Annotated in this window: 14 protein-coding genes; 5 read left to right on the top strand and 9 right to left on the bottom strand. The window is 64.5% G+C overall.

What is annotated here, in order from left to right; genetic code table 11:
- Positions 1-7: 7 nt before the first annotated feature.
- The 3 genes from LRX75_RS14395 to LRX75_RS14385 form a co-directional block, all read right to left on the bottom strand.
- Positions 8-1,537 carry a sugar ABC transporter ATP-binding protein gene (locus LRX75_RS14395; RefSeq protein ID WP_231815416.1) on the bottom strand — a complete coding sequence of 510 codons (1,530 nt, stop codon included), beginning with the start codon at positions 1,535-1,537 and terminating at the stop codon, positions 8-10.
- Positions 1,538-1,603: 66 nt separating this feature from the next.
- Entirely contained in the window at positions 1,604-2,599 is a 996-nt protein-coding gene (rhaS, locus tag LRX75_RS14390) for a rhamnose ABC transporter substrate-binding protein (protein ID WP_231815415.1), read from the bottom strand.
- 38 nt (positions 2,600-2,637) lie between these two features.
- Positions 2,638-3,450 (bottom strand): DeoR/GlpR family DNA-binding transcription regulator, encoded by an 813-nt coding sequence (locus tag LRX75_RS14385; RefSeq protein WP_231815414.1) that lies wholly within the window; start codon positions 3,448-3,450, stop codon positions 2,638-2,640.
- 200 nt (positions 3,451-3,650) lie between these two features.
- Between LRX75_RS14385 and LRX75_RS14380 the strand changes: the two genes are divergently transcribed.
- A complete protein-coding gene (locus LRX75_RS14380) occupies positions 3,651-5,750 on the top strand; it encodes a bifunctional rhamnulose-1-phosphate aldolase/short-chain dehydrogenase (protein WP_231815413.1) in 2,100 nt (699 codons plus the stop codon).
- Between the two features lie 23 nt (positions 5,751-5,773).
- On the top strand, positions 5,774-7,066 hold the full coding sequence (gene rhaI / locus LRX75_RS14375; RefSeq protein ID WP_231815412.1) for an L-rhamnose catabolism isomerase: 1,293 nt from the start codon (positions 5,774-5,776) through the stop codon (positions 7,064-7,066).
- 18 nt (positions 7,067-7,084) lie between these two features.
- Here the strand turns inward: rhaI and LRX75_RS14370 are convergent, their stop codons facing one another.
- The gene (locus LRX75_RS14370; RefSeq protein ID WP_231815411.1) at positions 7,085-7,249 is read right to left on the bottom strand and encodes a hypothetical protein; all 165 of its coding nucleotides are present in this window, start codon (positions 7,247-7,249) and stop codon (positions 7,085-7,087) included.
- A 196-nt stretch (positions 7,250-7,445) separates the two neighbouring features.
- Here LRX75_RS14370 and LRX75_RS14365 point away from each other — a divergent pair, with 196 nt between their 5' ends.
- Positions 7,446-8,207 carry an EAL domain-containing protein gene (locus tag LRX75_RS14365; protein WP_231815410.1) on the top strand — a complete coding sequence of 254 codons (762 nt, stop codon included), beginning with the start codon at positions 7,446-7,448 and terminating at the stop codon, positions 8,205-8,207.
- A gap of 36 nt (positions 8,208-8,243) precedes the next feature.
- Here LRX75_RS14365 and LRX75_RS14360 read toward each other — a convergent pair whose 3' ends face one another.
- Positions 8,244-8,927: a Crp/Fnr family transcriptional regulator gene (locus tag LRX75_RS14360; protein ID WP_231815408.1), complete on the bottom strand. Its 684-nt coding sequence runs from the start codon at positions 8,925-8,927 to the stop codon at positions 8,244-8,246.
- A 148-nt stretch (positions 8,928-9,075) separates the two neighbouring features.
- Positions 9,076-9,318: a DUF6894 family protein gene (locus tag LRX75_RS14355; protein ID WP_231815406.1), complete on the bottom strand. Its 243-nt coding sequence runs from the start codon at positions 9,316-9,318 to the stop codon at positions 9,076-9,078.
- A gap of 254 nt (positions 9,319-9,572) precedes the next feature.
- Between LRX75_RS14355 and LRX75_RS14350 the strand changes: the two genes are divergently transcribed.
- Positions 9,573-10,499, top strand: coding sequence for a GGDEF domain-containing protein (locus tag LRX75_RS14350; RefSeq protein WP_231815484.1), 927 nt, complete (start codon positions 9,573-9,575; stop codon positions 10,497-10,499).
- Positions 10,500-10,523: 24 nt separating this feature from the next.
- Here LRX75_RS14350 and LRX75_RS14345 read toward each other — a convergent pair whose 3' ends face one another.
- Positions 10,524-11,528: an inorganic phosphate transporter gene (locus tag LRX75_RS14345; protein ID WP_113149587.1), complete on the bottom strand. Its 1,005-nt coding sequence runs from the start codon at positions 11,526-11,528 to the stop codon at positions 10,524-10,526.
- Positions 11,528-12,172, bottom strand: coding sequence for a DUF47 domain-containing protein (locus tag LRX75_RS14340; protein WP_231815405.1), 645 nt, complete (start codon positions 12,170-12,172; stop codon positions 11,528-11,530). Before LRX75_RS14340 ends, LRX75_RS14345 begins: the two co-directional genes overlap by 1 nt.
- A 91-nt stretch (positions 12,173-12,263) precedes the next feature.
- On the opposite strand from LRX75_RS14340, the gene LRX75_RS14335 reads away from it, so the two are divergent.
- Entirely contained in the window at positions 12,264-12,806 is a 543-nt protein-coding gene (locus tag LRX75_RS14335) for an NUDIX hydrolase (protein WP_231815404.1), read from the top strand.
- A gap of 81 nt (positions 12,807-12,887) precedes the next feature.
- Here the strand turns inward: LRX75_RS14335 and LRX75_RS14330 are convergent, their stop codons facing one another.
- Entirely contained in the window at positions 12,888-13,121 is a 234-nt protein-coding gene (locus LRX75_RS14330) for a hypothetical protein (RefSeq protein ID WP_231815482.1), read from the bottom strand.
- Positions 13,122-13,310: the final 189 nt, after the last annotated feature.

Here is a 13,310-nt window from a genome sequence, read left to right as displayed (position 1 = left end):
CTCCTCCTCACGCGTTGCCGGTGGCGGCGCGCACCAGCATTTCCGGCGTCAGCCCGGTGCGCGGATAGATGCCCGCCGACAGGCCTTCCTTCATGACCATGACCCGGTCCGCCATGCCGAGGATCTCCGGCAGTTCCGACGAGATCATCACGATCGACAGGCCCTCGGCGGCAAGCTCGCTGATGAAGGCGTGGACGGCGGCCTTGGAGCCGATGTCGATGCCTTTGGTGGGCTCGTCGAGAAGGATCACCTTCGGCTGGGTCGCGAGCCACTTGCCGATGACGACCTTCTGCTGGTTGCCGCCCGACAGCGTGCCGACGGGCACGGACAGGGCGGCGGCGCGCAGGTCCAGCCGCTCGGCATATTTGCGGGCCAGCGCGAACTCGTCGGCAAGCCGCAGGAAACCCGCGCGCGACGTCCGGGCGAGCGATGGCAGCGTCATGTTCTGGAAGATCGGCATCGGCAGCGCCAGCCCGTGACGGCCGCGCTCCTCCGGCACATAGACGATACCGGCGCGGATGGCGTCGCGCGGCGAGCGGATCGTCACCGGCCGGCCCTCGATCTGCATGGTGCCACTTGTCGGCACCGTGATGCCGAACAGCGACTGGCAAAGCTCGGAGCGCCCGGCGCCGATGAGGCCGTAGATGCCGAGGATCTCGCCGCGGCGAAGCGTGAACGAGATATCGTGGAATTCGGTCGGATGGCTGTAGCCGGACACCTCGAGCACCGGTGCGCCCGGCGTCACCGCGATCTTTGGAAAGGCGTCGGCCACCGTGCGCCCGACCATCAGGCGGACGATGTCGTCCTGCGGGGTCGCCGCCAGCGCGCCGTGCCCGACGGCCTTGCCGTCGCGGAAGACCACGTAGTTCTCGGCGATCTCGTAGACCTCGTCGAACTTGTGGCTGATGAAAAGGATGGCTTTGCCCTGGCGCTTGAGGTCGCGCACGATGCGGAAGAGATCGTCGATCTCCTTGCGCGACAGCGCCGCCGTCGGCTCGTCCATGATGACGATGCGGGCCTCGATGGAAAGCGCCCGCGAAATCGCGACCAGATGGCGCTGCGCGATCGACAGGTCCTTCAGCCGGGTGGTCGGCTCGATCGTGCTTTCGAGCGAGCGCAACAGGTCGCCCGCGCGCCGGTTCATGGTCGCCCAGTCGATGGTGCGAAAGCGCGTGCGCGGCGCATGGCCGAGGAAGATGTTTTCGGCGACCGTCAGCTCGTCGAACAGCACGGTTTCCTGGTGGATGGCGGTGACGCCGGCGTCGATGGCCGCCTGCGCATCGGCAAAGACGATCGGCGAACCGTCGATCCGGATCTCGCCCTCGCTCGGGCGATAGATGCCGGTGAGGATCTTCACGAGCGTCGATTTGCCGGCACCGTTCTCGCCGATCAGCGCGGTCACCGTGCCGGGATAGAGCGCGATATCGACGCCGTCGAGTGCCTTGACGCCCGGAAAGATCTGGGAAATGCCGCGCATTTCCAGAATGGCGGGCGCAAGCGTGCGATCCTCGGCGACGGGGTGTTGAAGGGCCATCATGTCCATGTCCGGTCGGAAAGAGAGGACCGGCGGCGCTCGTCGAGCGCCGCCGGATCGTCTGGAAGATCAGAAGACCTTGGAGAACTGGTCGATGTTTTCCGCATTGTAGACGAAGGGATCGGCCATGGCGGCCTCGCCATTGTCACCGACCTTGATCTTGCCCATGCGGCCAGCCTCGATCTCCGAGCCCGGCGCGCCGTCCGTGTCGCCCTTGACGAGGTGGTAGGCGATCTGGGCGGCGGAGTAGCCGAGATCGATCGGGTTCCAGATCGCGAATTCCTTTGTCGCGCCCGACTTGATGGCGCCGGCCATCTCGGAGGGAAGACCGAGACCGGTCACGTAGACCTGGCCGATCTTGCCGGCATCCTTGACGGCCTGGGACGCCGCAAGCACGCCGACCGTGGTCGGGGCGACGATGACCTTGACGTTCGGGTTGGAGGTCATGAGGCCCTGGGCTTCGCGGTAGCTCTTGTCCGAGAGGTCGTCGCCATAGACGGTGGTGACGAGGTTCAGGCCGGGGAAGTCCTTCAGCTGCTTCTTCATTTCCTCGATCCAGATGTTCTGGTTCGTGGAAGTCGTCGTGGCCGAAAGAATGGCGAAGTCGCCCTTGCCGCCGTCGAGATGGTCCTTGACGAGCGTCAGGCACATCTTGCCGATCAGATCGTTGGACGACGGGTTCAGCTGCAGGATGCGGCCTTCCGGTGCCACGCCCGAATCCCACGAGATGACCTTGATGCCGCGCTGTGCGGCCTTCTTCAGCGCCGGGACGACGGCGTCGGGGTCGTTGGCGGAAATGGCGATGGCGTTGACGCCCTGGGCGATCAGCGCGTTGATCACCTCGATCTGGCCTTCGGCCGTCGTCGAGGTCGGGCCGGTATAGATGATCTCGACATCGCCGAGTTCCTTGGCCGCTTCCTGCGCGCCCTTGTTGGCGGCTTCGAAGAAGCCGTTGCCGAGCGACTTGACGACGAGGCCGATCTTGACCTCGGCGGCGTGCGCGGCCGAGCCGAAGGCGGCCATGGCGAACACCACTCCGATGGCAAGCTTTTGTGCGAGTTTCATGCTGTCTTCCTCCCAGTTGACGATAAGTGCCCGGCCGCTCATGCGACCGATGCGGTGTGATCCTTCGTATCCGACGCCGACACGGCAACCGTGATCAGCTTGACCCCCGCGGCCTCCACCATGCGCACGGCCTCCTCAGACACGGCGCTGTCGGTGATGATGGTGGAAACGTTTTCGAGCGGGCAGAGGATGAGGCTCGACCGCCGGGCGAACTTGCCCGAATCGATCATGACGACGAGCTCGTCGGCCTGTCGCATCAGGCGCTGCTCGCTCTGGATCACCAGCGCGTCGGACTCCATGATGCCGAGCGCGCTGGCCCCTTGCGCGCCGACGAACATGCGGCGCGCGGAAAAATTGCGGATGGCGTCGTTTTCGAACGGCGAGAGAATCAGGCTCTGGTCGCGATAGATCGTGCCGCCGGGCACCGTCACCGTGCATTTGGAATGCTTGACGAGGTGCTCGGCGATCGCGAACGAATTGGTCATGACCTGCAGCCGCCGGGCCGCCATGAAATGCACCATCTGGAAGGTCGTCGTCCCCCCGTTGATGATGACGGCATCGCCCTCCTCGCAGAGATCGACGGCCATGCGGGCGATTGCGCGCTTTTTATCGGAGTTGATCGATTCGGAAACCTTGAAGGGGCGTGCTGCGAGATTGCCGATCTGCGGCGGATGCACGGCTTCGGCCCCGCCGCGCACCCTGCGGAGTTTCCCCTGAACATGCAGCGAGGCGATGTCGCGGCGAATGGTCGCCTCCGAAGCATCCGTCAATTCCGCAATATCCTGCACCGTCACCACAGGCTTTTCCTGGACGGCGCTCAAGATGATGCGGTGACGTTCGCGTTCGTGCATGGGTGTCTCCTCGACAGCGAGTTATGCGAATTCAGCAGGGACTGTCAATCAATAACGATCATAAATTTTAAGAGTGCGCTGCAACATGAACATTTATGATCGAATATGATTGACATGATCGGTTCGTCTGCGCGATATCGTCGGCAAGACGGGGCCGACCTGCGTTCGACGCAAGGGTTCCGATACCATGGGAGGATGACATGTCGGAACAGAGCCACCGTCTCGAAAGCCGTTGGGACGATGCGATCGCAAGCGCTCTCGATGAGCCGGGCAAGCTTCTTTATCGCTCCAACCTGTTGGGCGCCGACAAGCGCATCACCAATTACGGCGGCGGCAACACCTCCGCCAAGGTGACCGAGACCGATCCGCTGACCGGCGCGCCCGTGCGCGTCCTCTGGGTCAAGGGCTCCGGCGGCGACGTCGGCACGATCAAGATCGACGGTTTCGCCACGCTCTATCTCGACAAGCTGGAGGCGCTGAAAACGATCTACAGGGGCATCGAGGACGAGGATCGCATGGTCGGCTTCCTGCCGCATTGCACCTTCGCGCTCAACCCGCGCGCCGCGTCCATCGACACGCCGTTGCACGGCTTCGTGCCCTTTACCCATGTCGATCACATGCATCCCGACGCGATCATCGCCATCGCCGCGTCGAAGAACTCGCGTGAACTGACGAAAGAGGTGTTCGGCGACGAGATCGGCTGGCTCCCCTGGCGCCGTCCGGGCTTCCAGCTCGGTCTCGACCTCGCCGCCTTCGTCGCCGCCAACCCGAACGCCAAGGGCGTCGTGCTCGAAAGCCACGGCCTCTTTACTTGGGGCGACGATGCCAAGGCCTGCTACGAGCTGACGCTCGACATCATCAACCGCGCCATTGACTGGCTCGCGCCGAAGACCGAGGGGAAGACCGTCTTCGGCGGCGCGGTCGCGACCAGCCTGGAAGACGCGCAACGCCATGCGATCGCCGCGCGCCTCATGCCGGAAATCCGCGGCCGCATCGGCCGGGAGGAGCGCAAGCTCGGTCATTTCGACGATCAGGTCGCCGTGCTCGAATTCGTCAATTCGGCCGATCTCAAGCGCCTCGGCGCGCTCGGCACCTCGTGCCCGGATCATTTCCTGCGCACCAAGATCCGCCCGCTGATTCTCGATTTCGACCCTGCCGCCGACGGCAGCCTCGACGCGGTCGTCGCCGGTCTCGATGCGGCGCTCGACGCCTACCGCGCCGACTACGCCCGCTATTACGAGGCCTGCCGCCACGACAATTCGCCGGATATGCGCGATCCCAATCCGGTGATCTTCCTCATTCCCGGCGTCGGCATGCTCTCCTTTGCGCGCGACAAGGCGACGGCCCGCATTGCCGGCGAGTTCTACGTCAACGCCATCAACGTCATGCGCGGCGCCTCCACCGTGTCGGACTATCAGGGCCTGCCCGAACAGGAGGCCTTCGACATCGAATACTGGCTGCTCGAGGAGGCCAAGCTCCAGCGCATGCCGAAGCCGAAGAGCTTGGCCGGCCGCGTCGCTTTCGTCACCGGCGGCGCCGGCGGCATCGGCCGGGCCACCGCGACCCGCCTGATCGCGGAGGGCGCGTGCGTCGTGCTCGCCGATATCGATCAGGCCGCGCTCGATGGCGCGCAGGCCGACTTCGCCAAGCGCTTCGGTGCGGATGCGGTGCGCAGCGTCAAGCTCGACGTCACCGATGAGCAGCAGGTGGCCGAGGCCTTCACGCAAGGTCTGGTCGCGTTCGGCGGGATCGATATCCTCGTCTCCAATGCCGGCATCGCATCCTCCGCACCGGTCGAGGAGACGGACCTCGCGATGTGGAACCGCAACATCGACATCCTCGCGACCGGCTATTTCCTCGTCTCGCGGGAGGCCTTTCGCCTGTTCCGTCGCCAGAAGCTCGGCGGCAACATCGTCTTCGTCGCCTCCAAGAACGGCCTTGCGTCCTCGCCCAATGCGTCCGCCTATTGCACCGCCAAGGCCGCCGAGATCCATCTCGCCCGATGCCTGGCGCTCGAAGGCGCGGAAGGCGGCATCCGCGTCAACACGGTCAATCCCGATGCGGTGCTGCGCGGCTCCAAGATCTGGGACGGCGAGTGGCGCGAGCAGCGCGCGGCGTCCTCCAAGATCGAGGTCAGCGATCTGGAAGAACATTACCGCAAGCGCTCCCTGCTGAAGGTCAACATCCTGCCCGAGGACGTGGCCGAAGCCATCTACTTCCTCGCCTCCGACCTGTCGGCCAAATCCACCGGCAACATCATCAATGTCGATGGCGGCAACGCGCAGAGCTTTCCGCGCTAGAGTTGAGGAGGGAGGAGACCATCATGACCGATCATCGTATCGCGCCCGACCTCGTCGCCGCGCACAATCAAAGCCGCGCCGCGTCGCAGGCGGCGGATTATCAGGCCCTCGGCGAGCACCTGTCGCGCCGGGGCATCGACATCGAAACGGTGACGCGGAAGGTCTCGGCCTTTCATGTCGCCGTTCCCTCCTGGGGGGTCGGCACCGGCGGCACGCGCTTTGCCCGGTTTCCGGGCATCGGCGAACCGCGCGGCATCTTCGACAAGCTGGCGGACTGCGCCGTCATCAACGAGCTGACGCGCGCCACCCCCGGCGTCTCCCTGCACATTCCCTGGGACAAGGCCGACCCGGCCGAGCTTCTGGCAGCAGCGGAAGCCTATGGCCTGCATTTCGACGCCATGAACTCCAACACCTTTTCGGATGCGGAAGGGCAGGCGCTCTCCTACAAGTTCGGCTCGCTCAGCCATGCCGATGCGGGAACGCGGGCGCAGGCGGTGGAGCATAATCTCGACTGCATCGAGATCGGCCACGCCATTGGCTCGAAGGCGCTGACGGTCTGGGTCGGCGACGGCTCGAATTTCCCCGGCCAGAGCCATTTCACCCGCAGCTTCGAGCGCTACCTCGCCTCGATGGGCGACATCTACGCCGCCCTGCCGGACGACTGGCGACTGTTCTCCGAACACAAGATGTACGAGCCGGCCTTCTATTCCACGGTGGTGCAGGACTGGGGCACGAGCTACCTCATCGCCTCGACGCTCGGGCCCAAGGCCCAGTGCCTCGTCGATCTCGGCCACCACGCGCCCAACGTCAACATCGAGATGATCGTCGCCCGGCTCACCCAGTTCGGCAAGCTCGGCGGCTTCCACTTCAACGATTCGAAATATGGCGACGACGACCTCGATGCGGGCTCTGTCGATCCCTACCGGCTCTTCCTCGTCTTCAACGAACTGGTGGATGCCGAGCACCACGGCATCAAGGATTTCGATCCGGCCCACATGATCGACCAGTCGCACAATGTCACCGACCCGATCGAGAGCCTGATCTCCAGCGCCAACGAGATCCGTCGCGCCTACGCGCAGGCCCTGCTTGTCGATCGCGAGGCTCTGGACGGCTATCAGGACGACAACGATGCGCTGATGGCCTCCGACACGCTGAAGCGGGCCTTCCGCACCGATGTCGAGACAATCCTCGCCGAAGCCCGCCGGCGCGACGGCGGCGCCATCGATCCGATCGGCGCCTATCGTGCGAGCGGCTACCGCAAGCGGATCGGCGCCGAGCGCCCTGCGGCCCGCGCCGGCGGTGGCGGCATCGTCTGAGCGGTCAGCGCGGACGCCTCACGGCGTCTGCTGACCCGTCGCCGCCCCGGCCGGCGGCTGGTCGCGCACTTCGCCCGGGCTGGACACGAACAGATAGACGCCGGCGAGCACCGCCCCGGCGATCAGGATGGTGATGACGAAGGTGATCATCTTCTTGAGGGCCGGTGCCTGTCGTTCTGCCATGATGTCGTCCGTCTCCTGTGGGGTGGAGGCCAAACCCGCGAAAGGGCGGGAGGGTTCCCGGGCAAGGCCGGTTTCCGCCGCGACGCTTCGTCCGGAATCGGACCGACCGGCAGATATCCGCCCTTTGCGGGCACATCTTAAGGTCGCGTTCACACGGGTAGCGTCTTATCCAGCGCAGAGACAGTTGGAGAGTTCGATGCCAGCAAGCTGCCAGGGATGTCGCGACGGCGCCGACTTCCACATTCCCTTTTCCATGGCGTTCCAGCCGATCGTCGATGTCGTGTCGAAGACCACCTTCGCGCATGAGGCGCTGGTGCGCGGCACCGCCGGCGAGGGCGCCGGCACGGTCCTGTCGGCGGTCGATGACCAGAACCGCTATGCCTTCGACCAGCAGTGCCGGGTCAAGGCCATCGAGCTTGCCGCGCAGCTCTACGGCGCGCAGAGCGACGTCGGTCTGTCGATCAACTTCCTGCCCAATGCCGTCTACGAGCCGCGCGCCTGTATCCGCCTGACGCTGGCCGCCGCCGCGCGAACGAAGTTTCCGCCGAAGAACATCATCTTCGAGTTCACCGAGGGCGAGATCCTCGACACGGCCCATCTTCTCAACATTCTGAAGACCTATCGCGAAATGGGCTTTCGCACCGCGATCGACGATTTCGGCGCCGGCCATGCGGGGCTGGCGCTGCTGGCGAAGTTCCAGCCCGATATCGCCAAGCTCGACATGGATCTCATCCGCGATATCGACACGGACAAGGTGCGCCGGACGATCGTGCGCCACACCGTCTCCATGCTGCACGATCTGGGCGTCACCCCGCTGTGCGAAGGCATCGAGACCGAGGGCGAGGCCCGGACACTCGAAGATCTCGGCGTGCGCCTGATGCAGGGCTATTTCTTCGCGCGCCCGAGCTTCGAGGCTCTGGCCCAGCCGGCGCTCGGGCCGATGGCCGTCCCGCACTGACCGTCGGGAGGCGCGTCAGCCGATGACGCCGGCGCGTCAGCCGATGACGCGCCTGTACTCGGCCTCGGCAAAGCCGTAGGAGCCGCCTGCAAGACGCTCGAGACCCTGGCGGTCGCGAAGCGTCACCGTGCCGCGGCTGGAGCGGATCAGCGCCTTGCCTTCCAGGATATGCAGCGCTGTCGTCACGCTCGGCCGGCGAACGCCGAGCATCAGGGCGAGGAAGTCGTGCGTGAGCGGCAGGTCGTCGTCGCCGGTGCGATCATGTGCCATCAGGATCCAGCGTGCCAGCCGCTCGTTGATCGTATAGCGCGCATCCGCAAGCGCCGTTGAGGCCACTTGCATCATAAATGTATGGACGAACTTCAGGAGGGCGCTGCGGATCGCGGGATGATCCTGCAGGATGCGTTCGAACGCCTCCGCGCGGATGCGCAGTGCCGGCCCGCCGATTTGCATGAAGGCCTGGTGCGGCGCCTCGCCGACGCCCAGCAGCAGCGGCAGGCCCGACAGGCCTTCCCGACCGATGCAGCCGATTTCGACCCGCTGTCCGCCGGAATCCCGGATGACCTCCGAGGAAAGACCGCCAAGAAAGAAATAGGCGTGGGAGATTGTCTCGAAAGGCTGGTGCAGGATCTGCCCATGCGCAAGGTCGATCGGCTCGAGGTCTGCGAGCAGGATGTCGAGATCGGGCGGAGAAAGGGACGCGAGAAGGCCGTTCTTCATGAAGATGGGCGGTGCTCTGAAATAAGAGTGTCGGTCAGCGCATGATGGGGGACGGCGGGAGCCGAAACTGCGGCGGTCGATGACCACATGCGGTGGTGGGTCGGAAGCCGCAGGGAGCGTGCGGAAGGAGCCCGTTTCGGCCTGCGCATTACGGCAAGATATCCTCCATCGCCTCGTCATAGGTCACGGATGCCAGAATTTCCCCGGTCTCGTCCCGGATCTGGATCGAGGTCAGTTCGAGCTTGCTTTCGGTCTGCAGATGTTCGGCCGCGATCTCTCTGATCGCCCGCTCGGCTTCCCGCTTCGCATCCTGAAGCGATAGGAGTTCGGCACCCTCCAGATCGTCCAGGACCGCATTCCGCTCGACGATCTGAAAGTAGTATCTTGCCATGCGAATGCGGACTCCCAACGGCCTGTCGCCGATAGGCTCGCAACCGGGGATGCCGTCGAAAGTTCCCGGCGAAATGCCGTCGCTCCACGGAAACGATCGTCGGCCTCCTCCATCAGTATGCGGCCATATTCCCGCGGGATCGCAAAGGCGCTTGATCTTTTGTTCACGAGCGCCCTGTAATCACGGTCGTCTCCCTTTGGTGAGGATCGAAAGCCTTGGTCGAAAAAGAAGCAACGCTGCATCTGTCGCAGCTCATGGATGCCACCGATGTCATGGTTGCCGTCTATGATCAGGACGACCGGTTGCGCTTTGCCAATTCCGCCTTTCGTGCGGCCTGGCATCTTGAGGACGGCGAGCGTCCCCTCTGGTCCGACCTCATGCGCCGGAATTTCGCCGCCGGGCGCGGCACGATCATTTCGGCCGAGGATTTCGATGCCTGGCTGCGCTCGGTTCTCGGACGGCGGGGCAAGACCGGCTTCCGTGCCTTCGAAACCGATCTTCACGACGGCCGCTGGCTCTGGATGACGGAAACCATGCAGCCGGATGGCTGGATGCTCTGCGTGGCATCCGACATCACCTCGCTCCGGCCGGACGAGCGCGAGCTGCGCCAGGCCCGCGACATGGCGATCAAAGCCGCCGAGACCGACGAGCTGACCGGCATCGCCAGCCGGCGCTTCGTCATGTCGAAGCTCGAGGCCCTCGTGAAGACGGCGCCGGCCGAGGCTTCGCTGCCGGCCGGTCAGACGGCCGCGGTCGGATGCGTCGCCGTTCTCGACATCGACAATTTCAAGTATATCAACGATCGCTTCGGCCACAGCATCGGCGATGCCGTGCTCATGGATTTTGCCGCGACCATCCAGCGCCTCGTGCGCAAGACGGACGTTCTCGGGCGGGTCGGCGGCGAAGAGTTCGTTCTCGTCCTGCCGAACACCACGACATGGGAGGCGGAGGCGATCATCGGCCGCATGCTGGTGGAGGTGCGGCAGTCCCGCCCGGTGCGCGAGCAGGTCAGCTTCCGCTACACCTTCTCCGCCGGGCTTGCCAGCGCCCGGGCAGGCGACGATCCGGCCGATCTCTATCGGCGCGCCGATCTCGCCCTCTATGCCGCCAAGATGCGCGGCCGCGACCAGATCGGCATCGATATCGACGGCCACCGGACCAGCGGATCGGCCGGCAGCTGACGCCCCCGACCGACGTCGTCGGCCTCATGCAAACAACAGGCCCAGATGGTAGAACGCCGCCGAGATGAGGGCTGCCGCCGGCATGGTGACGATCCAGGCGATCACGATGTTGCCGGCAAGGCCCCAGCGGACCGCCGAGACCCGGCGGGCGGCGCCGACGCCGATGATCGCGCCCGTGATGGTGTGCGTGGTGGAGACGGGAATGCCGAGCCATGTCGCCCCGAACAAGGTCAGCGCCCCGCCCGTTTCCGCGCAGAAACCCTGCATGGGGTTCAGCCGCGTGATCTTCGAGCCCATGGTGTGCACGATGCGCCAGCCTCCGAACAGCGTGCCGAGGGCCATGGCCGACTGGCAGGTGATGACCACCCAGAACGGCACGTAGAAGGTCGATCCCAGATAGCCCTGGCTGAAAAGCAGGACGGCGATGATGCCCATGGTCTTCTGCGCGTCGTTGCCGCCGTGACCGAGCGAGTAGAGCGAGGCGGAGATGAACTGCAGGACGCGAAAGCTGCGATCGACGGCAAACGGCGTCTGGCGAACGAAAATCCAGGAGACTGCGAGAACAAGCACCAGCGCCAGAAAGAACCCGATGGCCGGCGAAAGGAAGATGGCGCCGACCGTCTTTCCGAGCCCGCTCCAGACGATCGACGAGAAGCCGACCTTGCTCAGCCCCGCCCCGACCAGCCCGCCGACCAGCGCATGCGAGGAACTCGAGGGAATGCCGAAGATCCAGGTGACGATGTTCCAGACGATGGCTCCCATCAGCGCGGCGAAGATCACCAGAGGCGAGACGATGCCGGGATCGATGATGCCGGTGCCGAGCGTTTCCGCGACATGCAGGCCGAAGAACAGGAAGGCGATGAAATTGAAGAAGGCCGCCCAGAGGACCGCATATTGCGGCCGCAGCACGCGCGTCGAGACGATCGTCGCAATCGAATTGGCGGCATCGTGAAGCCCGTTCAGGAAATCGAAGAACAGGGCGATCGCTATGAGGCCGACCAGCAGCGGAAAAGCCAGAGACGCGTCCATCAGACGTTCTCGATCACGATGCCGCTGATCTCGTCGGCCACGTCCTCGAACCGGTCGACCACCTTTTCCAGCTCGCCGTAGATCTCGGCCCCGACCAGATAGGCCATGGCATTGCCGGACGCGCCATGGCGCCGGAAGAGGTCCTTGAGGCCCATCTCGTGCAGTTCGTCGGAGCGTCCCTCCACCCGGGTCACGTCCTCGGCAATGGTGCTCAGCCGCTGCGCATTGGCCCCGACCTTGTCGAGCAGCGGGATGGCCTCTGCGATCAGGTTGGCCGCCTTGACGATCTCGCCGCCCATCTCGCGCATCACCGGGTCGAATTCCGTCTGCTCGAACAGCCGGATGGTCTTGACCGTCTTGTGCATCATGTCGATGGCATCGTCCATCGACTGGATCAGGTCCTGGATATCGCTGCGATCGAACGGGGTGATGAAGCTGCGGCGCACGGCGAGAAGCACCTCGCGGGTGATCGCATCCGCCTGGTCCTCGAGCGCGATGATGCGCGCGCCGTTCCTCTCGCGGTCGATGCCGTTGAGCAGGTCGTTCAGCGCCCCGGCGGCCTCCACGACGAGCCGCGAATGCGCGGCGAACATATCGAAGAACCGGTCTTCACGGGGCATCAGCTTTCGGAATAAGCTCATCATGTCAGTCGGCCTGCACCATTATGTAAGTGTCACAAAACTGTCATAAATGGTATCGGCACCGTCTAGCAACGCAGAGCGTCGACGTCACGGCATGAAACTTCGCAAAAAGGTTACGAAGAAGCAGACGAACCAGGCGGGTCATCTGTTGCAGCAGCTGGCAACCATGCCGGCAAAGCTGTTCCAGGGCACGTTTCGCCAGCAATATGGCGCCGTCTGCTTTCGTTATGTCGGGAGCGGCAATGCGATCGAGATCCTGGTGATCACGACGCGGGAAAGCCGGCGCTGGGCCATACCCAAGGGCTGGCCGATGAAAAAGAAGAAACCTTATCGCGCCGCCGCGCTTGAGGCCTGGCAGGAAGCCGGCGTCCGCGGCCGCACGCGCAAGAAGCCGATCGGCCGCTATACCTATCTCAAATGGCTCGACGACGGCGACGTCGCACCCTGCATCGTCGATCTCTTCCAGATCGAGGTGCAGAGCGTCAGCAACGATTTCAAGGAGCGCGGCGAGCGCGTGCTCGCCTGGGTCACCCCCGACGAGGCCGCCCGCCGGGTGCGCGAAATCGAACTGAAGTCGATCCTCGTGGAGTTCAAGCCGCAGGGAGCGCGGCAGCCGGGCGATGGGCCCGGCGGTTGACGCCGCATGCCGGCAACGGTCCTCTTGTTTCCGGCGCAATGCCGGGACACGGTTCCGTTGGGCGCGACGCGCCGCCGCCCGTCAGGCCGAGAAGCTGACCCGCACGCCGCGCTGGCGGAAATAGGCCTGCATCATCTTGCGGCCCGAACGGTTGTTCTGCGCGAGCTTGGCGGGATCGAACACGGCCTCTGCCGCACCTTCCCGGGCAAGCGCCGCCTTGAGGCTCGCAATATGGTCGTCGATGTCGGCATTGTCCGACTGGAGCGATGCATAGATCTTCTCGGTTACCTCGGCCACGGTCTGTTCGCTCACGATATCTGTCCCTTCTGTCACGAAGCCGGTCGGATATCACGATTTGGAGAATCGCCAAACTGCAGACTGCGGATGTCGATCGGCGGTCCCGGACGACATGAGGCCCGACATTCGGAAGAACATCCCGCGGCGGACGGAACGGAGAAGCACGCGTTCAGTTGCGGAGGTGTCATTCCCAATGAAAGGTGACCG

It is taken from the genome of Rhizobium quercicola (assembly GCF_021168455.1).
GTDB classification, from domain to species: Bacteria; Pseudomonadota; Alphaproteobacteria; order Rhizobiales; family Rhizobiaceae; genus Ferranicluibacter; species Ferranicluibacter quercicola.
Note: the sequence above shows the minus strand (reverse complement) of the source record. Positions and strands in the feature narration are given on the sequence as shown.